Origin of the sequence: Lysinibacillus sp. FSL K6-1151, from assembly GCF_038630755.1 — a bacterium.
In the GTDB taxonomy this organism is placed as follows: domain Bacteria; phylum Bacillota; class Bacilli; order Bacillales_A; family Planococcaceae; genus Lysinibacillus; species Lysinibacillus fusiformis_D.
Map to the genome: position 1 here is coordinate 3816477 of NZ_CP152040.1, position 19637 is coordinate 3836113.

Annotated in this window: 17 protein-coding genes; 4 read left to right on the forward strand and 13 right to left on the reverse strand. The window is 40.3% G+C overall.

The genetic code is table 11. The features are described 5' to 3' along the window. Positions 1–4 precede the first annotated feature (4 nt). From MHI04_RS18420 to MHI04_RS18435, 4 genes are all read right to left on the reverse strand, one after another. A complete protein-coding gene (locus MHI04_RS18420; protein ID WP_036128029.1) occupies positions 5–430 on the reverse strand; it encodes a hypothetical protein in 426 nt (141 codons plus the stop codon). A gap of 11 nt (positions 431–441) precedes the next feature. Next, positions 442–1425: a sensor histidine kinase gene (locus MHI04_RS18425; protein WP_036128032.1), complete on the reverse strand. Its 984-nt coding sequence runs from the start codon at positions 1423–1425 to the stop codon at positions 442–444. Beyond that, the gene (locus tag MHI04_RS18430; RefSeq protein WP_036128035.1) at positions 1425–2129 is read right to left on the reverse strand and encodes a response regulator transcription factor; all 705 of its coding nucleotides are present in this window, start codon (positions 2127–2129) and stop codon (positions 1425–1427) included. The genes MHI04_RS18425 and MHI04_RS18430 overlap by 1 nt, the downstream gene beginning before the upstream one ends. A gap of 100 nt (positions 2130–2229) precedes the next feature. Beyond that, entirely contained in the window at positions 2230–3222 is a 993-nt protein-coding gene (locus tag MHI04_RS18435; protein ID WP_342535084.1) for a lipoate--protein ligase, read from the reverse strand. Between the two features lie 144 nt (positions 3223–3366). Here MHI04_RS18435 and yhfH point away from each other — a divergent pair, with 144 nt between their 5' ends. Continuing rightward, positions 3367–3492, forward strand: a complete 126-nt coding sequence (yhfH, locus tag MHI04_RS18440) for a protein YhfH (protein ID WP_004230455.1) — start codon at positions 3367–3369, stop codon at positions 3490–3492. Between the two features lie 659 nt (positions 3493–4151). On the opposite strand, the gene MHI04_RS18445 is transcribed toward yhfH, so the two are convergent. The 6 genes from MHI04_RS18445 to MHI04_RS18470 form a co-directional block, all read right to left on the reverse strand. Further along, positions 4152–6341, reverse strand: coding sequence for a YhgE/Pip domain-containing protein (locus MHI04_RS18445; RefSeq protein WP_342535085.1), 2190 nt, complete (start codon positions 6339–6341; stop codon positions 4152–4154). 132 nt (positions 6342–6473) lie between these two features. Further along, complete coding sequence (locus MHI04_RS18450) at positions 6474–7046, reverse strand: TetR/AcrR family transcriptional regulator (RefSeq protein WP_036128535.1); 573 nt, start codon at positions 7044–7046, stop codon at positions 6474–6476. A 121-nt stretch (positions 7047–7167) separates the two neighbouring features. Then, the gene (locus tag MHI04_RS18455) at positions 7168–7692 is read right to left on the reverse strand and encodes a FixH family protein (RefSeq protein WP_036128538.1); all 525 of its coding nucleotides are present in this window, start codon (positions 7690–7692) and stop codon (positions 7168–7170) included. A 3-nt stretch (positions 7693–7695) separates the two neighbouring features. Next, positions 7696–9084 (reverse strand): ATP-binding protein, encoded by a 1389-nt coding sequence (locus tag MHI04_RS18460; RefSeq protein WP_036128540.1) that lies wholly within the window; start codon positions 9082–9084, stop codon positions 7696–7698. Continuing rightward, on the reverse strand, positions 9081–9764 hold the full coding sequence (locus tag MHI04_RS18465; protein WP_036128542.1) for a response regulator transcription factor: 684 nt from the start codon (positions 9762–9764) through the stop codon (positions 9081–9083). The genes MHI04_RS18460 and MHI04_RS18465 overlap by 4 nt, the downstream gene beginning before the upstream one ends. Further along, positions 9764–10732 (reverse strand): YncE family protein, encoded by a 969-nt coding sequence (locus MHI04_RS18470; protein WP_230593975.1) that lies wholly within the window; start codon positions 10730–10732, stop codon positions 9764–9766. Before MHI04_RS18470 ends, MHI04_RS18465 begins: the two co-directional genes overlap by 1 nt. 183 nt (positions 10733–10915) lie before the next feature. Between MHI04_RS18470 and MHI04_RS18475 the strand changes: the two genes are divergently transcribed. Beyond that, positions 10916–12001 carry a glycosyltransferase family 2 protein gene (locus MHI04_RS18475; protein ID WP_036128547.1) on the forward strand — a complete coding sequence of 362 codons (1086 nt, stop codon included), beginning with the start codon at positions 10916–10918 and terminating at the stop codon, positions 11999–12001. 168 nt (positions 12002–12169) lie between these two features. Next, positions 12170–15154 carry a collagen-like protein gene (locus MHI04_RS18480; protein WP_342535086.1) on the forward strand — a complete coding sequence of 995 codons (2985 nt, stop codon included), beginning with the start codon at positions 12170–12172 and terminating at the stop codon, positions 15152–15154. A 131-nt stretch (positions 15155–15285) separates the two neighbouring features. Here the strand turns inward: MHI04_RS18480 and hemY are convergent, their stop codons facing one another. The 3 genes from hemY to hemE form a co-directional block, all read right to left on the reverse strand. Then, positions 15286–16707, reverse strand: coding sequence for a protoporphyrinogen oxidase (gene hemY / locus MHI04_RS18485; protein WP_058843262.1), 1422 nt, complete (start codon positions 16705–16707; stop codon positions 15286–15288). 14 nt (positions 16708–16721) lie between these two features. Then, positions 16722–17642 (reverse strand): ferrochelatase, encoded by a 921-nt coding sequence (gene hemH, locus MHI04_RS18490; protein WP_058843261.1) that lies wholly within the window; start codon positions 17640–17642, stop codon positions 16722–16724. Positions 17643–17797: 155 nt separating this feature from the next. Next, on the reverse strand, positions 17798–18847 hold the full coding sequence (gene hemE, locus MHI04_RS18495) for a uroporphyrinogen decarboxylase (protein WP_342535087.1): 1050 nt from the start codon (positions 18845–18847) through the stop codon (positions 17798–17800). Between the two features lie 244 nt (positions 18848–19091). Here hemE and MHI04_RS18500 point away from each other — a divergent pair, with 244 nt between their 5' ends. Further along, complete coding sequence (locus MHI04_RS18500) at positions 19092–19607, forward strand: antibiotic biosynthesis monooxygenase (RefSeq protein ID WP_036117408.1); 516 nt, start codon at positions 19092–19094, stop codon at positions 19605–19607. Positions 19608–19637 lie beyond the last annotated feature (30 nt).

Below are 19637 nucleotides of genomic sequence, written 5' to 3' on the forward strand. Positions count from 1 at the left end.
CACCTTATTTCTTCATTAATTCTAAGGATTGTGGTAAAAGCCACTGTAATACGACCTCAAAGCCGATTTGAAAATGAGGCTCTGTTAATGTCAGAACGGACTCTTCCTCTACTAAACTAAAGCAATGCTCCCCAACAATCACATCCCAAGCATCTATTTCTCCCTCTAGGATCTCACCGCACACAGTATAATACCCACTGTACATCATCTGTTGACCTTCGATAGGAAATGCATTCAATAATGTAGGTTGCTGTAAGTTTAACCCAAGCTTATTTGAAAAATGCAATAGTTCTTCATCGAGCCTCTCATTTGCCTTCAAGAAATTTTGATAAGCAAAATGATCCCCCTCTTGCATTTGTGTCATATAAAGAGCTTTTGTTTTCTCCTTATCAATAGTTAATACCCAATCTTCTATACGTACTTCTCCCATCCTAGCGCCCCCTAATTTGTAAATGTCACTGTCACAATTGTCCCTTTTCCTACCTCTGATGTAATAGCCAATTCATGTCCTAGCTTTTCACAGATTTCTTTGGCTAAATAAAGGCCCATCCCAGTAGATTCCCCTGTTTTCCGCCCATTTTCACCAGTAAAAAAGGCTTTCGTAACACGTGAAAGATCGGAAGCTGGAATCCCAATTCCCTCATCGCAAATGGCTAGCTGTACATAGTCATCCTTTTCAATGGCAGAAATCACAATTTTTTTATTGCTTTCAAACGTGTATTTCACCGCATTTGTAATAAATTGGCCAAGAATGAAGCGAAGCCATTTCGAATCACTGGCAACAATAAGATCATCCTCAATATGAATTTCTGGGAAAACTCTTTTCGTAATAAATAAACGTTTATTTTCATTAACAGTTGCAGTGACAATTGCTTTCAACGCAACCTGTTCCACTTGCATATCATCCTCAAAATTTTCTAAACGTGCATTAACAAGCACCATGTCCAAGCCTCTACGTAAACGATCAATTTCCTCCTGTACGTTCTTTTTATCAAGAGGTCGGTCATCCTGTAATAATAATTCAATGACTGAAATAGGTGTTTTCATTTGATGCACCCATTGGTTCATAAACTGATCATGTCTTTTTTGACTTGCATATAGCGCATGCAGCTCATGCTGATAAAGGCGATACAACTCGTGCATGTACTTTTCGGTTTGCATAGCTTCTGGCGTTTTTGCGTTTTTTTGTAGCACATCCTCCATTGCTGTTGGGAGATGAGTGATTTTCATCAAATAACGTTGGCGCATTAAATAACGCACAAGTAAAAATGAAGCTAATAAGACAAGGCTAATACAGAAGGAATAAATAGCTGTATCAATATTTCGAAAGCCATCTAGCATATAAATGACCATAATGAAGCCAACTAATAAGAGCTGGAACACAATAAATGATGCATAGTCACGTAAGAATAATTTCCAGCCCACTATAGCTCACCTGCGCTTAATATGAACCGATAGCCCGCACCACGTACAGTTTCAATTGTTGATGCTATGTGATAATCTGCTAACTTTTTTCGTACGCGCGTCATATTAACATTCAACGTGTTCTCATCGACAAATGCCTGATCGTCCCAGAGTTCCTCTAGTAGCTGTTCACGCGTCACGACTTTCGGTGCATTTCCCATAAGCAGCTCTAAAATGATGCATTCTTTTTTCTGAAGTGGAATTTCTAAATCATTTTTATGTAGCTCCATTCTTTCTAAATGAAGTACAAGCTGTCCTTGCTTGATTGTCCGTTCCTCTTGCCTTGCTGCATACTCACCATATGTACGGCGTAGATGACTACGGATTTTAGCCAAAACAATTTCATAGTTAAATGGCTTTGTAATGAAATCGTCGCCCCCATTTTCAAGCGCAAAAATTTGGTCCATTTCCCCAGAGCGAGCAGAAATGAAAATAATCGGGCATGTTGTAAGCTGGCGTAGCTGGCGACACCAATAATAGCCGTCATAAGCAGGTAAATTTATATCAAGCAGCACCATATGTGGATTAAATGCTGTAAATTCTTCGATGAGATGATCAAATTCTTGGATTGTTGCAACTTCGTATTGATATTTTCTAAGCGTTTCCGCTAGTAATGATGCAATCTTGACATCATCTTCTACTATGAATATTCGATGCTTTTCCATATCAACACTCCTTTCTTTCTATATTGTATCAAAAAAAGGTTCGACGACATAATTGTCAGCGAACCTTTAGGCTAAAACATTACACGAAACCGTATTTTCCTTAATAAATTAATTGTAAAAAGTCCTCAGTTGAAATTCCACCAAAATATGTAGGAATATCGATATCTGCTAATGCCTTAGCAATGGCAGCTCTATCATAGTTTGTCCCAACTAAAAGCTGTTCTATATCAGCCATATCCCCTACACCAAAGAAGTCACCAAAAATATGTGCCTCTTCAATCACACCATGATTAACTTCTAGGCGGATATCAATGCCACCTGTTGGGAAACGATGTGTTTTTCGAATATTAAAGCGTGGTGATTTTCCAAAATTCCACTCCCATGTTTGATAACGCTCTGCGGATAACTTGTGTATATTTGCCCAATCTTCCTCTGTTAACTCATAATAGCGAATATTTTCTTCCCCACCGAAAATGGATTTCAAAACTTCAAGACGGAATTCTTCTACTGTCATTTGTTCTTTTAAAAACTCCGAAATATTTGCTACTCGTGAACGGATGGATTTGATACCTTTTGATTCAATCTTATCTTTTTTGACTTTCAAAGCTGACACTACTGCATCAATTTCTGTATCAAACATTAATGTGCCGTGACTGAACATACGTCCTTTTGTAGAGAACTGAGCATTTCCAGAAACCTTTCGCCCTTCTGCTAGAATATCATTACGCCCTGAAAGCTCAGCATTGACACCCATTTTAGCTAGAGCATCTACTACTGGCTGTGTGAATTTTTTATAATTCATAAAGCTATTACCATCATCATTTGTAATAAAGCTGAAGTTAAGATTCCCTAAATCATGATAGACAGCACCACCACCTGATAAACGACGCACAACAATAATGCCATTGTCCTCTACGTAGTCTGTATTGATTTCTTCAACTGTATTTTGGTTTTTACCGATAATAATGGACGGTTGGTTAATATAAAAAAGAAGCACTGGCTCTTTCTCAACGTCCATTGTTTTTAATAAATACTCCTCAATAGCAAGGTTAATACGTGGATCATGGATCCCTTTATTATCAACGAAAATCATAGTTCACGTTTCCTCCTTCACAAACTATCCATATTTATTTTAACGTAAATTAGGCATTTTGTGTTGACGAAAAGCATCTGTTATAATACACTAGGAAATATCAAAACAGTAATAGTACAGATGAACTTAAAGGAGGAGTCCACAATGTTAGAAAACGTAGTTGAATTTTTCAAGAATTTACCTGCAAAGCAATGTACTGAGTGCGGTGAAAAAATGGAAGAACAAAGCGAATGCTACAGCAACACTTGTGAAAAATGTAACCACCTATAAGCATTTGCCTATACTGTAATTTGTCATATACGTGCCCCACACGTAGCAATCATGACACACTTCATCATATTTTGATGAACCCTTAATTAAATCTCTTACACTTACAAAAACAACAGCTGATACGCTCATATCAGCTGTTGTTTTATGTTATTGAAAAAAGGTGGTGTCAAGGGCGAGGGATTACTTTCCGTTCCGTCAGCGTCCTTTCCAAGGGGTGTCCGATGAGCCGCTTCACTCACTGCGTTCGCTCCAATCAAGCATGTGGAGAAGTGCTGCGTGACAACACCCCTCTATAAAATGAGTAGTGAACATCTTCCCTTGAACCTTTGCTAAAAAGTTAACATTTTTATAGATTGGCGTGGAAGGCTACTTGACTCCCGTGGGATAGCGAGACAGGCGAGCCTCTAAACGGAGCGGTTGCGGAGGAAGCAGCTCGCCCACAGGAAAGCCAACGGAAATCTATTTTCACCTTTCACAAATATGCTATTGATGGTTTTGCTTTTATTTATATAGAGAGATATTGTGCATTTAGTGGAGACTCCAATAGGGCTAGCGTGCAAGGAAAACGCCAATTCATAGAGAAAACCAATAGTTGCCTATATATCCTTTTACCAAAAGAAGCACTCACCGAATAGTCGATGAGTGCTTCAAGTGTATTATTAGCTTTCTTCTGCTACTTTAGAGTAACGTTTGTTGTGAAGTAGCATGAAGTAACCGAATGTAATGGCTAAGAATGCTACTAAGAATCCAGCTAGAACACCATAGTTTTGCATTAAGAATGTCATATCGCCAGTTGAAATACTTGATTTAAATGCTTGAACCGTATATGTCATTGGTAAAAGCTTGTTAAATACTTGTAATGGTGATGGAATTAATTCTAGTGGGAACGTACCTGCACTTGTTGTTAATTGTAAAATTAACACAACAATTGCGATGAAACGTCCTGGATCACCAAAGATCGAAACAAGCATTTGAATTAAGGCTAAAAATACATAGCTTGTTAATAATGCCGTTATGATAAAGTAGCCCATGTTATTTACTTCAAGTCCTAGACCCCATTTTACAATACCTACTGTTAGTAATGTTTGCACTAAACCTACAACGGCTAATACAGTCACTTTACTTGTAAACCAAGCTGCACCATTTTTTGGTCGGATAGCTGGTTCAACAAATGGGAACACAATCGAAATTAATAATGCCCCTACGAATAAGCCAAGAGAAATAAAGTATGGTGCAAAACCTGTACCATAGTTTGGAACATGGTTTACAGACTCTTTTTCAACCTCTACTGGACTACCTACCATATCATATGTGTCTTGATTTGCTTTGACCTCATTTGCTTTTTCACTAGCCTCACCTAGTTTGCTAGATAACGTTGTCGTACCATCTGCAAGCTCTGTAGAACCATCTGCAAGTGTTGCGGAACCTTGTGCTAGCTCACCAGATTTCGAAGCAAGCGTAGAAGTACCTTGATTTAATGTTGTTGTACCATTTGCTAATTCATTTAATCCAGATGCTAATGTTTTTGAACCTGTTACAGCTGTATTCACACCTGCATGTAGTTCACCTAATTTTGTAGCTAATGTCGCATTACCTGCTTGTAGACCTTTTGCACCTTCCATTAAAGCATTGCTTTTAGCCGTTAATGCGTTTGCACCAGCTAATACTTCTGCCTGACCTGCTGCAATTTGACTTGCACCAGAGCTTACTTGATTAGCACCAGCCTGTAATTTTTCTGTACCAGCAGATAAAGATGTTAAGCCGTTATGCACGCTAGCACTACCAGCTTGCAGCTCTGCTAATGTTTGCTTTAATCCTGCTGCTTGTTCCTCAGGCATTGAAGCCATCATCGTTTGTAATTGGCTAGATAAGGCTGTAATGCCTGCCTCCACTTTCGCAGAACCAGCTGTTAATTGGTTGGCTGCACCATTTAATGCACCTGCATTTTCAGCAATAGAAGCTGCGCCTGCACTAATTTGTTGTTGTTTATCGTTTAAAGTGTTTAAACCTGCCCCAACTTTTGCAACACCTTGAGTATATTGTGATAACCCTTGTTCAAGACTAGTTGCACCATTTGCTGCTTGCTGTGCACCTTGTTGTAATTGGACAGTACCATCTTGTAGTTTGACTAAACCGCTTGATAAATCATTCGCACCTTTCGCAGCATCTCCAGCACCTTTTGTCAGTTTATCTGTCCCATTCGACAGTTCAACTGTGCTTGAAGCTAATTGCTCTAGATAGCCTTTTAAATCTTTTGCACCATTTGCTACTTTTTGTGCACCCTCATCTAACTTATTCGAGCCATCAGCTGCCTCTGTAAAGCCATCTCCAAGTGTTGCAATGGAATCAAATAATTTTTCAGCATACGTTGCTGATACTTGTGAATTTACTTCAGCACGGACACGATCCATTGCAGTCTCACCAATTTGAGCACCAAGGAAGTTAAGACCTTCATTTGGAATGTAGTTCATCACTAATTTCGAAGGTTTGTCATCTAATAATGTTGTAGCATGCTCAGAGAAATTTGTTGGAATTTCTAAAATCATATAATAATCACGACTATTTAAGCCTTTTTCAGCTTCATCTTTTGAAACCTCTATAAAGTTAAATTGTTCGCTATCTATCAATTTATCAACTAAGGTATCCCCCAAGTCTAATTTAACGCCATCCATCTCAGCACCAGTATCCTCATTAACTACAGCTACTGGGAGATTAGGAAGCCCTGCATAAGGATCCCAAAACGCCCATAAAAACATACCTGCATACATTACTGGAATAAATAATACAGCAATGATTGAAACAAGCATTTTTCTTGTTTTAAAGATCTTCAGCCACTCAGCTTTAATCATATAATATCCTCACTCCTAAACTATTTGACCGAAAACGTCATTTGGTCATTTTCATTCAAAAAAAATAGTCAACCTCGGCAATTTTGCAAAAAGACACTTGATTCGACACTTTTATATCTGTCTTTTACCGAATCAAGTTAGAATCAAACCTCGAAAGATTGTTTCCTTGAAAAGATTAAGAATCTTTTCTTCAGGGATTACATCACCGTGTAACTCATGCCAATCGACAACAAAAGCAAGATATGCCTTTAACAATAAGTAACCGACCAGTTCTGCATCGCAATCTCTAATTTCACCTTTTTTAATACGACGCTGTATTAACTCTGAAACATACGATAAGATTTCTGTTTCGATGCGAAGTAGCACCTGTTTAACAGCTGGTGTTCGTAATTCTTTTTCTTCCTCGATTAGCTTTGCAAATAAAAGATGTTTTTCACGGAACTGTAGCATTTTCATTAAAGCATTATGCGCATTATCCATAAAGCTTGCTGATGCATCCAACACTGCATCTGCTTCCGCCTTCATCTCTCGTACAAGTGACATAGCAATCTCTTGAAATAAAATTTCTTTATTTGCAAAGAATGTATAAATCGTACCTTTACCGACATTAGCGATTTTCGCCACTTGCTCCATCGTTGTTGCTTTGTAGCCAAACAATGTAAAAGATTTTGCAGCTGCTTCAAGAATTTCCTGCCTACGATCCATTAGTAACATCCTTTCTTGTTAGGTTATGTACCTCTAATGTACACTTCAATAAAAATGACCAGAAAACCATTTCGGTCATCTGGTCATTATCATATTCCTATTTTTAAAAAAATGCAAGCATTTAATGATGATTTTTTTCATCTTTTTCTTCGTCATCATGATCAGCATCATTTGACGTACCATTACCATGATTCATCATATTGTTATCCATGCTGTTATTAGATTTCTCATCCTCTGGTAAAACCTGTGTCATATCTGGGCTACCAGCAATAATTTGCTGCTTTGGCATATTATGAACACCATTAGCTGTAGTATGTGCATACATATAGTAAACACCGTCATGATCGAATGTAGTCGTTGCTTTATAGACGCCGTCTTTTTCTAATTTCCCATCAATCATTTGTCCTTCATCACGTTTCCCTGATTCCCAAACTTCGAATTCTACTACAGCATCATCAACGTTTTCTCCACCTTGTTCAACGTGTGCCGCCAGCTCAATTGTTTCATTGAGTACTACCTCTTTTGGTGTTAAAATCTCTACCTCTGGAATTTGAGGTACAACTGGTTCTGGTAAAGCCTCTTTTTTTTCTCCACATCCTACTAATAATGTAGGCACTGCAATTAGCGCGAATAACCACTTTTTCATCTTTTAATCCTCCATTAATGGCAACCGGATTTTAACGGTTGTGCCTTTTTCAACAACACTTTCAATTTCTAACGATCCCTGTAACTGCTTTAATAACTGTTCAACAATGGATAACCCTAATCCACTACCACCGTCTGCACGACTCCGTGCTTTGTTAACACGATAAAATCGCTCTGTGACATGTGATAAATCCTCGGATGGAATACCGATTCCATAATCCTTGATTGTAATTTGTGCACTGCCAGTCTTTTCAACAGCAACAATTTCCACCTTAGAATTTTCATACGAGTAATTAATTGCATTTTCAATAATATTAATAAAGATTTGCTTTAGCTTTACTTCATCCGCTTCAATAATGAGCGCATCATCTACATCTACATGTAATGTTATGTTCTTTTTATCTGCTTGATGTGTTAGGATTTTTTGAACCTCTCGCAATGTCTCTCCTAGTGGAATAGGGTATAAAACTAAATTGGTTTGTTCATTTTCTGTTCTTGCCAGTTGAAGTAATTCGTTTGTTAACCGCTCCATTCGATTCGCCTCACGGACGATCAACTGTATGGTATCTTCTTTTTGACTTTCTGTAATGATGCCATTTTGCATAGCCTCGCTATAGCCTTTTACATAGCTTATAGGTGTGCGTAATTCATGCGAAACGGTTGCTAGAAACGTTTTTTGTGCTTCATCCTCCTGCTGAATGGCCTCTGCCATTTTATTAAAGGTACTAGATAATTTACCAATTTCATCTCGTGAATTGACAGGCACACGTGTCTCATAATTCCCATAGGACATCTGTTCCACTGCAAGTTGTAAATCGTTTAATGGTCGCATAATGTGCCGGATACCTTTATAAATCAAATAGCTAGCCACTACTAAAAATATGAAAGCACTAATAAACAACAAAATCACGCCACTATTAGCTAACTCACTAATTTTGGCTAATGGGAAATAAATATAAATGATACCCTCTAATCGATTTTGATCAACGAGCGGTATAACTACGGAAATAAGTTGTCGATCAAACCGTGGCTCATATCCAATTTTTTGCACATATTTTCCTGCTAATAATTTCTGTCTTTCCTCAGGGCCAATCAGGGTCTCATAATCTATATCAAATGGAACACAGGCACTTAACTCACGTGGATTCCTTACCGCAAATATATTTAAATTTGAGTAATCATTAAATTGTTCAATATCTGCAATAAATTCATCCGTCACCTTCCCATTGTCATACATGGTCTGTAGCTTCAAGCCAACTTCGACCATTGTCTCTTCTGTATCTTGTACATATAAACGTTGATACAAAAAGTTTGTGAGAACATACATAAAGACAACGGTAATGATTAAAAATGCAAAAATTAACAACCAAATGCGAGTGGCAATCTTTTTCATTCGCCAGGATCAAAGCGATAGCCCACTCCCCAAACGGTTTGAATATGCGCAGCCGCATCCTTTCCAAGCTTAATTCGTAAAGTTTTAATATGTGTATCGACCGTGCGTGTGCCTCCTACATAATCAATATCCCAAATACGCTCTAGTAATTGCTCTCTCGTATAGGCATTTCCCGGATTTTTCATAAATAAGTGCAATAGCTCAAATTCCTTTAAGGTAAGCGGAATACTCTTTCCATCAACAGATACTTTACGTGCAATTTCGTCTATTTTAATAGGACCAATAATCACGTACTTTTGCTGTAGCTCTGTAATATTCGCGCCACTTCTTCTTAATACAGCATAAATTCTCGCCACTAGTTCGTCATGTGTAAAAGGCTTAACAATATAGTCATCTCCACCAAGTGTAAGACCTTTCACCTTGTCCTCATTGGCATCACGTGCTGTCAGGAAAATAATCGGTACATTGGACATAGCACGAATACTTTGACAAACGACAAAGCCATCTTCATGGGGCATCATCACATCAAGTAATACTAAATCAATATTTTCACGTACTATCACATCATAAGCCTCAGTACCACTTGCGGCAGTAAATGTCTCTATATCCGAATTATTTAGCATCATCTCAATTAAATTACGCATATCCTGCTCATCATCAACTATTAACACAGTTGTCATCATTGTTCCTCCCTTACTAACAGTTGAAAAGCACCTTTCCCTACATCAACTGTTTTTTCCTTCTGATCACCCTTTATAAAGTACAATGTGTGATCGTCATAACCAGCGACAACAATATAGTCTTTAAACTGGTTCACTACAAAGGGATTTGCACCAACCTCTTGGTGCCATTTAATATGGCCATCAAAATCAGCAACATACAACTCATTGTGACCATGACTTACAACAAGAACGGCATCCTTAGTCTTTTTTAACCCTACTGGCATTAAAGGCATATCAATCTCTCCGTTCAGATGGCCAGTAGTCAAATCATATTTTTTAACGGAGCTGTTGGGCTTACTTCCTTCCCCATGCCCACCTACCCATAGCTCATGTGTCTCTTCTAAAATAGCTATGCCATGTGCGGATTTTTGAATTGGCCACTCTTGTTCAATGGTCAAATCCTTCATGTTTAACACTGATAATTTTGTATCTTTAAAATTAATAACATACAGTTTATCTTTATACGATGCCATTGACATAGGATAATTGCCAAGTTGTTGTCTGACTAGTTCATCTCCCTTTTGATCAAAGCTTGTCACCGTATTCGTTTTACTATTCGTTATAAAAAATTGCTTAATGTTGTCATCATAGTACACATTCGTTGTACCGATCTCTACTTTTTTGGAATAGCGCTTTTCTCCGGTCGATAATGTATAGACGTCGATATTATTTAATTGGTGTCCATACAATAAGATTTGGTCATTCCCTAACAGTATTGCCCCAGAATAAGCTTTATCAAATGACCAAGTAGCAAATACATTGCCATCTTCATCAATAAAATCTAATGATGGTTCTTGTATGTTTAACGAAGCTATAAAATTCCGATCCCTTTCAATGGGTTCATATGATTTTTCAGTACAACCTGCTAACCATATAATTTGTAGTAACGAAAAAATGAAGAATGCCCATTTTTTCAACTTTATCACCTCTGCCCCTTTACTATACTTCACAATTGTGAAATTCGGGTGAAACTTGGAAGGTAAATTTATGACAAACCATAAAAATACTTTTCACATTTCAAACTCACGAACCTCCTCTCAGTTCAATCATCCAACCCATACTGTCAGCGTTACATATACTACAAAGATACTGGTAAGGAGGAATATAGCGTGATTTCCATTAGCTTATGTATGATTGTAAAAAATGAAGAAGATGTTATTGGTCGATGTCTTGAGTCCGTCAAAGATATAGTGGATGAAATTAATATTATTGACACCGGTTCAACCGATAGTACAAAACAAGTGGTTGCACAATTTACAGACCGAATTTTTGATTTTAAATGGATACATCATTTTGCAGCGGCACGAAACTTTTCCTTTCAACAAGCAACAAAGCAATACATCCTCTGGCTAGACGCAGATGATGTTTTTTTAGAGGAAGATCAAGAAAAATTGAAGTCGCTCAAAGCCTCTCTAACCTCTGATATAGATGCCGTGTCCATGAATTATCATCTAAGCTATGATCATGAGGGAAATGTGGACGCCTTAATAAGGAGATATCGCCTTGTAAAAAGAGAAAAGCATTTTCAATGGATCGGTGCAGTTCATGAATATTTAGAAGTAGGGGGCGTGCTGTTTGATAGTGATATAGCCGTTAGCCATTTACCATTAACACATGATCACTCACGTAATATTACGATTTATAAGCAACTTATTGAAGCAGGAGAAACACTAACACCGCGAGATACATTTTATTTTGCTAATGAATTACTAGATCATGGTCAGTTTGAGGATGCCATTTACTATTACGAATTATTTTTAACCTCAAAGTTAGGCTGGGTAGAAGATAATATTCGCGCCTGTTTTAAATTAGCAGATTGCTATTCCAATTTAGACGATAGAGAAAACAACTTCAGTGCTATTTTACGAAGCTTTGAATACGATGTCCCCCGCCCCGAAGCCTGCTGTCGCCTTGGCTACCACTTCATGGAACAATTCAGGAATTACGAAGCTATTTTTTGGTACGAACAAGCACTGGTAATTAAACAAAATCCAAACGCTCCTTTTCAAAATAAAAGCTTTTCAACATGGCTCCCACACTTGCAGCTATGTGTACTTTTCGACCGTTTACAGCAATACGAACTAGCAAATACCCATAATGAGCTAGCCAGCTCCTTCATTCCAAATGATCCAAAAATTCTACACAATAAAGAATATTTCAATCGTATTTTAACAATCGATCAAAATGACTCTTAGAAAATATCAATAACTAAATAAAAAGGATTTAGCCCCTATCGATATAGAAAACCTTCTACTATTTTAAGCGTAGTTGCAACGAATCTATAAATAACTTTAATAAGTAGATATGTGTCTACCTCCTCTATCATTGTGCAGAATACGATATTTGAGAGAGGAGGTGAGATTATGCATTTTGGAAAATTTATAGATAGAGTTTGCACTAAGTGTCATTCCTACCCTTGTTGTTGCAAAACTGGACCTATTCCCAGTTGTCCAATTTGGCCTGTAAAACCTACAGGACCTACTGGGGGGATAACTGGACCTACAGGTAGTACTGGGGTTACTGGCCCTACTGGCGTTACCGGGGCTACTGGCGTTACTGGGGCTACTGGCGCTACTGGAGATATCGGACCTACCGGGGTTACTGGGGCTACTGGGGCTACTGGCGTTACCGGCTCTACTGGAGATATCGGGCCTACCGGGGTTACTGGCGTTACCGGGCCTACCGGGGCTACTGGCGTTACTGGGGCTACTGGCGCTACTGGAGATATCGGACCTACCGGGGTTACTGGCGTTACTGGGGCTACTGGCGTTACCGGCTCTACTGGAGATATCGGGCCTACCGGGGTTACTGGGGCTACCGGGGTTACTGGGGCTACTGGGGCTACTGGGGATATTGGATCTACTGGAGTTACTGGCCCTACTGGAGATGTTGGACCTACTGGAGCTACGGGCATTACTGGCGCTACTGGCGTTACTGGTTCTACTGGCGTTACTGGTTCTACTGGGGTTACTGGTTCTACTGGGGTTACTGGTTCTACTGGGGTTACTGGCCCTACTGGAGATATCGGGCCTACCGGGGTTACTGGCTCTACTGGCGTTACCGGGGCTACTGGGGTGACCGGGGCTACTGGGGTGACCGGAGCTACGGGCATTACTGGCTCTACTGGAGATATCGGACCTACCGGGGTTACTGGGGTTACTGGGGTTACTGGCTCTACTGGCGTTACCGGGCCTACCGGGGTTACTGGTACTGCTGGCCCTACTGGCGTTACTGGTTCTACTGGGGTTACCGGGCCTACTGGAGATGTCGGACCTACCGGGGTTACCGGCTCTACTGGGGATATCGGACCTACTGGTATAACTGGAGCTACTGGCTCTACTGGCTCTACTGGCTCTACTGGCGTTACCGGAGCTACTGGCGTTACCGGAGCTACGGGCATTACTGGGGCTACTGGCTCTACTGGAGATATCGGACCTACCGGGGTTACTGGACCTACTGGTGCTACTGGGGATATCGGACCTACCGGGATTACTGGACCTACTGGTGCTACTGGGGATATCGGACCTACCGGGGTTACTGGACCTACTGGTGCTACTGGGGATATCGGACCTACCGGGATTACTGGACCTACTGGTGCTACTGGGGATATCGGACCTACCGGGATTACTGGACCTACTGGTGCTACTGGGGATATCGGACCTACCGGGGTTACTGGTGCTACTGGGGATGTCGGACCTACCGGGGTTACTGGCTCTACTGGGGTTACAGGGCCTACTGGAGATATCGGGCCTACCGGGGTTACCGGCGCTACTGGTACTGCTGGCGTTACTGGACCTACTGGTGCTACTGGAGATATTGGACCTACCGGTGTAACTGGACCTACTGGTGCTACTGGTGTTACTGGAGCTACTGGGGTTACCGGAGCTACGGGCGTTACTGGGGTTACTGGGGTTACTGGCACTACGGGCGCTACTGGGGATATCGGACCTACCGGGGTTACTGGACCTACTGGTGCTACTGGGGATATCGGACCTACCGGGGTTACTGGACCTACTGGCGCTACTGGGGATATCGGGCCTACTGGTATAACTGGAGCTACTGGGGATATCGGGCCTACTGGCGTTACTGGAGCTACTGGGGTTACTGGAGCTACTGGGGTTACTGGCTCTACTGGGGTTACAGGGCCTACTGGAGATATCGGACCTACCGGGGTTACCGGCGCTACTGGGGTTACAGGGCCTACTGGAGATATCGGGCCTACCGGGGTTACCGGCGCTACTGGTACTGCTGGCGTTACTGGACCTACTGGTGCTACTGGAGATATTGGACCTACCGGTGTAACTGGACCTACTGGTGCTACTGGTGTTACTGGAGCTACTGGGGTTACCGGAGCTACGGGCGTTACTGGGGTTACTGGCACTACTGGCGCTACTGGCGTTACCGGAGCTACGGGCGTTACCGGAGCTACGGGCGCTACTGGCGTTACCGGTGTTACTGGACCTACTGGTGCTACTGGCGCTACTGGGGATATCGGACCTACTGGCGTTACTGGTTCTACTGGCGTTACTGGCTCTACTGGCGTTACTGGCTCTACTGGCGTTACCGGGCCTACCGGGGTTACTGGTACTGCTGGCTCTACTGGGGATATCGGGCCTACCGGGGTTACTGGCTCTACTGGCGTTACCGGAGCTACGGGCGCTACTGGCGTTACCGGCGTTACTGGACCTACTGGGGATATCGGGCCTACTGGTATAACTGGAGCTACTGGAGATATTGGACCTACCGGTGTAACTGGACCTACTGGGGTTACTGGGGTTACCGGACCTACTGGGGTTACCGGAGCTACTGGGGTTACTGGAGCTACTGGGGTTACCGGACCTACTGGGGTTACTGGACCTACTGGACCAGCGTTTACAGAAGGATTCTCTGCATTTAAAAATACTTTAGCTGTTAATGCTTCTACCTCCATCACTAACTGGAGTGTAGCATCACCTTACTTTACAACGCCTGCTTTCAATCCAACAACTGGAATATTCACTGTACCAACTACAGGTAGATATTCCTTTGAAGCGACCATTAACTACTCTACTACAGCGGCTATTAGTGTCACTTTAGGGGGTGGAATAAACCCTTCATTTGCAATACGACAAAATACTACTACGAATTTAATCAGTGGCTTATTCCCTGTATTAAACGTAAACGTCGCGCTCATATTAACATTGCGTGCGGTTCTTGGAAATGGAACGGTAACTTTGGCAGGAGAAGTACAATTAAACGCTGGAGACACTATCGATCTGTTCTATGAAGCCAATGGTTTGACAATCGGTCTTACACTAGGTGGTGCTAACTCTGGTGGTATCGTTTGGTCATGTCATCGAATTTCTTAGATTTAGATGGTCATCACTATTTGAAGCAAGTGGAAAAAGCAAACTACGAAATCGTGGTTTGCTTTTTCTTTTTCAAAAAACAAAAAATAGCACAAACATTTGTTATGCATGTTTGTACTATTTTTCATCTATTATTTAAACATTTCCATTAATACTTCATCTGCAACATGTTTACCTTGCTGCACACATTCTGGAATTGATATTCCCTCAAATGAGCTTCCTGCAAGCTTGACATTTGGAAAATGTTCTTGTAATTCCTGCTTTATACGTTGAACTTTCGCCTCATGTCCAACTGTATATTGAGGCATCGCATTTTTCCAACGTGTAACCACTGTCGTTAGAGGGTCCCCATCTATGCCAATCGTTTTCTTTAAATCCTGTAGCACCGTTTTTTCGATTTCAGTATCAGATAGTGCCACAATCGCTTCATCTCCCACTCGCCCAATATAACTACGTAATAGTACATAATCGTCTGGTGTGGTAGCTAGCCATTTTCTGTTCATCCATGTACAAGAAGTGATTGAAAAATCACTATTTCGAGAGACATAAAATGAAAGGGCATCTAGATCACCAAGTTGATCCTTTTTAAAGGCCATTGTAACGGTTGCAATCGTTGCAGCCTTCATTGTTCCCAATTCATGTAACAGATTATGCTTACTAAACATTTTTTCTGCCATATTAAAGGGAGTAGCAATAATAACAGCATCTGCTTTTATATGTGAGAAATTATTGAGCATTACTTGAACTGATCCATCTTTGCCATGCTCTATTTCTTCTACTTTGACACCCTTCATGACTGTCCCAGGAAGTAGTGATTCTTCTATACTTTCAATGAGTGTTTCAAGACCATTACTAAAGGTTTGAAAAATCCCTTTGTTTTCATCAATATGATGATTGCTTAAGAAATTTGTTCCTGACTTTTTCATGCCAATCAACAAACTCCGATATTTTTGCTCTAAACTATAAAGCTGCGGGAAAGTCGAGCTCATACTTAATTGCTCAATATCCCCTGCAAATGTTCCTGCTAGTAATGGTTCTACTAGATTTTCTACTATTTCAGAACCAAATCTTCTTCTAAAAAACGCGCCTAACGGCTGATCGTCATCTTGTGCAGAACGAGGGATGAAAAAATCCCCAGCCGCACGAACTTTACCGCTAAGTGAAAACAGACCTGATGCTATAAAGGATGAGATATGTGGTGTCTCTCCTGACAAGAGATGACTAGGTATTGGATATAACTGACTACCAACAGCAACATAAGTAGGCCCTGCATTGCTTGTCAATAATTTCTGTTCAATCCCGAGATCCTTTGCTAAATCATTAACATAATTTTCACGATCAAAAAAAGATTCTGGCCCACGCTCAATAATAAAACCATCTTTTCTTAAGGTCTGAATTTTTCCGCCAAGACGTAATGACGACTCGACAAGTACGATATCTAATGGCAATCCTTTTGCGCCTGCTTCTTTTTGCATATAGAATGCGGCTGTAAGGCCTGTAATGCCACCGCCTACGACAACTACCTTTCGTCTTTTCTGAGTCACCAACATCATCACTTTCTTTTCGCTTAGCTTAATTTTTTATGAATCGCATCTACCATCGCATCAATAAATAATGGGTGTGTATTTGGCATCGCTGGGCGATAGTATTTTGCGCCAAGTTCATCACAAACAACTTTACATTCAAAATCGTTGTCATATAACACTTCTAAATGTTCTGTTACAAAACCTACTGGTGTATAAACAAATGAACGGAAGCCTTTTTCTTCAAATAGCTCACGTGTTAAATCTTGAACATCTGGGCCAATCCAAGGCTCTGGTGTTTGGCCTGCTGATTGCCAGCCAACCTCTACATTTTTTAGACCTGTCGCAGCTTGAATAAGACGTGCTGTTTCAATTAATTGATCTTCATACGGATCGCCCAAGTTTTTAATTTTTTCAGGCAATGAATGTGCTGACACAATTAAACAAGCTGTTTCACGTTCTTCTTGTGGCATTGCATTAAATGTATCATTTACTTGTTGTTCCCAATACTCAATGAATTTCGGCTCATCATACCAAGATTCTACAGAAGTAATCGTTAAGCGACCTCCTGCTGCCTCTTCCGCACGACCGTTATAAGACTTAATAGAGAACGTAGAGAAATGAGGGGCTAGAACAATAGAAACCGCTTCTTTTATGCCCTCTGCCACCATTTGCTCTACTGCATCTTCAATAAATGGATGAATATGTTTTAAGCCAATAAACAATTTATATTCTACAGCATCCTGCACCTCATTTAAACGTGCACATAGGGCTTCAGCTTGTGCTTGTGTCGCCGCAGCTAATGGAGATAAACCACCGATAGCTTCATAGCGGCTACGTAAATCCTCTAAGTGCTCTGCCGAAGGTTTACGTCCATGACGAATATGCGTATAGTAAGGTTCGATATCTTCTTCTTTATAAGGTGTTCCGTATGCCATTACCAATAAGCCTTTAACTTCTTTCATTACCCTTTTCACCTCTAAAATTGTTTTATGTTTTCATACATTATGTGACAAAAAGAAGCTGCCCAATCTTTAATATTGGACAGCTCCCTTTCTATATGGAAAATAAAATTTCCTATGTAGAAAGGGACATATTTTTCACATTTAATTCACTTCTATTAAGAACGAGCTTGAATTTGTTGTGCACTGTATTCATGAATAAGTGTAGTGAGACGTTTTAAGATATCTGGGTCAACCTCTGGGAAAACACCATGTCCTAGGTTAAAGATATGACCTGGCATTTCTAAACCTTGTTCAATAATATCTTTTGTTCGTTTCTCAATGACTGACCAATCTGCTAATAAAAGGGATGGATCTAAGTTACCCTGTACCGGTTTTGTAATACCATTCGCACGCGCTTCTTTTATTGGCAAACGCCAGTCTAAGCCTACAACATCAATCGGTAAATCATTCCATTCCTTTGCTAAATGGCTCGCACCGACACCGAATTGAATGAGTGGCACATTTTCTTTTTGCAGCTCTGCAAAAATACGAGTCATAATTGGTTTAATAAATACACGATAATCCTCAACATTTAAGGCTCCTACCCAAGAATCAAATACTTGGATTGCCTTTGCACCAGCTTTAATTTGAGCAGTTACATCTGCAATAATCATGTCAGCTAGTTTATCCATTAATGCAAACCAAGCTTGTGGCTCTGATACCATAAATGATTTTGTTTTATTATAGTTTCTTGAAGGGCCGCCTTCAATCATGTAGCTTGCAAGTGTAAATGGTGCTCCAGCAAAACCGATTAAAGGAACATTCAATTGCTCTTCTGCCAATATCTTGATTGTTTCTAATACAAACGGTGTATGCTCATTAGCATTGAATTCACCTAATTTTTCTACATCTGCTACTGATTGGATAGGGTTTGAAATAACAGGACCAACGCCTGCTTTGATCTTTACATCTACCCCAATCCCCGGAAGAGGTGTCACAATATCTTTGTATAGAATGGCTGCATCGACATTATAATTTTCTACAGGTAGACGAGTGACATATGCACATAGCTCAGGTTGATGTGTAATTTCCTCTAAGGAATATTTTTCTTTAATGGCACGGTATTCTGGCTGAGAACGTCCTGCCTGACGCATATACCATACTGGCGTGTGTGCTGTCCTTTCTCCACGTGCAGCACGCAGGAGTGTATCATTAAAAGTTGTCATGAATAGTTCCTTCCCCTCGATAAATTCATACTATAAAATTGTCTTAAAAAATGTTTTGTTTATTCCTTTATTATTGATATCCGTTTCCAATAGTAAACGCTTCCTCCGTAATTGTATAGTTTTCCTAGTGAAATGTCATAAAATTGTTCTTTCTCGGCAGATTCTTTTTGAACAGAGCGTTAGACTTACGCTGAAAAGGGTATAATCACGCTATAATTAGTAAGATCGTAAGGAGGATAAATTGATGTATATTTATTTAACTTCTGGCACTGGTGATTTTTTAGAACAGGTAAAAAATAAGTATCCAAATGAGCATATGATTTTAATTCATGGGGATGGAAACTCTGTACTGATTCATGAGACAGAAGGAAAGACAGTTTTTGCGACACCACGTAAATTTGAGGTACTGGATTCAGTAAATGAATTAGAGGAACGAGGCTTCTTTGTATTTAATAATATTCCTGTGACAGATGAAGGACGACCTGTTTTCGAACACCGCTTTTTAGAGCGTTCACGCGCCATTGAAAATGAGCCTGGCTTTGTGGCGTTCCGTTTATTACGTCCGATCAAGAGTGATACTTACATTGTCATGACGCAGTGGAATGGACCACATTCATTTGAAGCATGGAAGAGCTCTAGAGCCTTTGAATCTGCACATGCTAAAAGAGATGATTCATCAGGTGTAAGCCAGCAAAATATCTTTTCAGCAGCTTCTTATGTAACAACTTATAGTGCTATGCCAAATGAGGATACAGAATAGTAGATAAAATAAAAGCTCATTTTCCGAATA

Excerpts from the sequence above, each read along its gene's own strand:
- MHI04_RS18465 (WP_036128542.1), bottom strand. The coding sequence starts at position 9,764 with ATGACAACTGTGTTAATAGTTGATGATGAGCAGGATATGCGTAATTTA.
- MHI04_RS18430 (WP_036128035.1), bottom strand. The coding sequence starts at position 2,129 with ATGGAAAAGCATCGAATATTCATAGTAGAAGATGATGTCAAGATTGCA.
- MHI04_RS18450 (WP_036128535.1), bottom strand. The coding sequence starts at position 7,046 with ATGGATCGTAGGCAGGAAATTCTTGAAGCAGCTGCAAAATCTTTTACA.
- hemY (WP_058843262.1), bottom strand. The coding sequence starts at position 16,707 with ATGATGTTGGTGACTCAGAAAAGACGAAAGGTAGTTGTCGTAGGCGGT.
- MHI04_RS18435 (WP_342535084.1), bottom strand. The coding sequence starts at position 3,222 with ATGATTTTCGTTGATAATAAAGGGATCCATGATCCACGTATTAACCTT.
- MHI04_RS18480 (WP_342535086.1), top strand. The coding sequence starts at position 12,170 with ATGCATTTTGGAAAATTTATAGATAGAGTTTGCACTAAGTGTCATTCC.
- MHI04_RS18460 (WP_036128540.1), bottom strand. The coding sequence starts at position 9,084 with ATGAAAAAGATTGCCACTCGCATTTGGTTGTTAATTTTTGCATTTTTA.
- MHI04_RS18420 (WP_036128029.1), bottom strand. The coding sequence starts at position 430 with ATGGGAGAAGTACGTATAGAAGATTGGGTATTAACTATTGATAAGGAG.
- MHI04_RS18445 (WP_342535085.1), bottom strand. The coding sequence starts at position 6,341 with ATGATTAAAGCTGAGTGGCTGAAGATCTTTAAAACAAGAAAAATGCTT.
- MHI04_RS18500 (WP_036117408.1), top strand. The coding sequence starts at position 19,092 with ATGTATATTTATTTAACTTCTGGCACTGGTGATTTTTTAGAACAGGTA.
- MHI04_RS18455 (WP_036128538.1), bottom strand. The coding sequence starts at position 7,692 with ATGAAAAAGTGGTTATTCGCGCTAATTGCAGTGCCTACATTATTAGTA.
- hemH (WP_058843261.1), bottom strand. The coding sequence starts at position 17,642 with ATGAAAGAAGTTAAAGGCTTATTGGTAATGGCATACGGAACACCTTAT.
- hemE (WP_342535087.1), bottom strand. The coding sequence starts at position 18,847 with ATGACAACTTTTAATGATACACTCCTGCGTGCTGCACGTGGAGAAAGG.
- yhfH (WP_004230455.1), top strand. The coding sequence starts at position 3,367 with ATGTTAGAAAACGTAGTTGAATTTTTCAAGAATTTACCTGCAAAGCAA.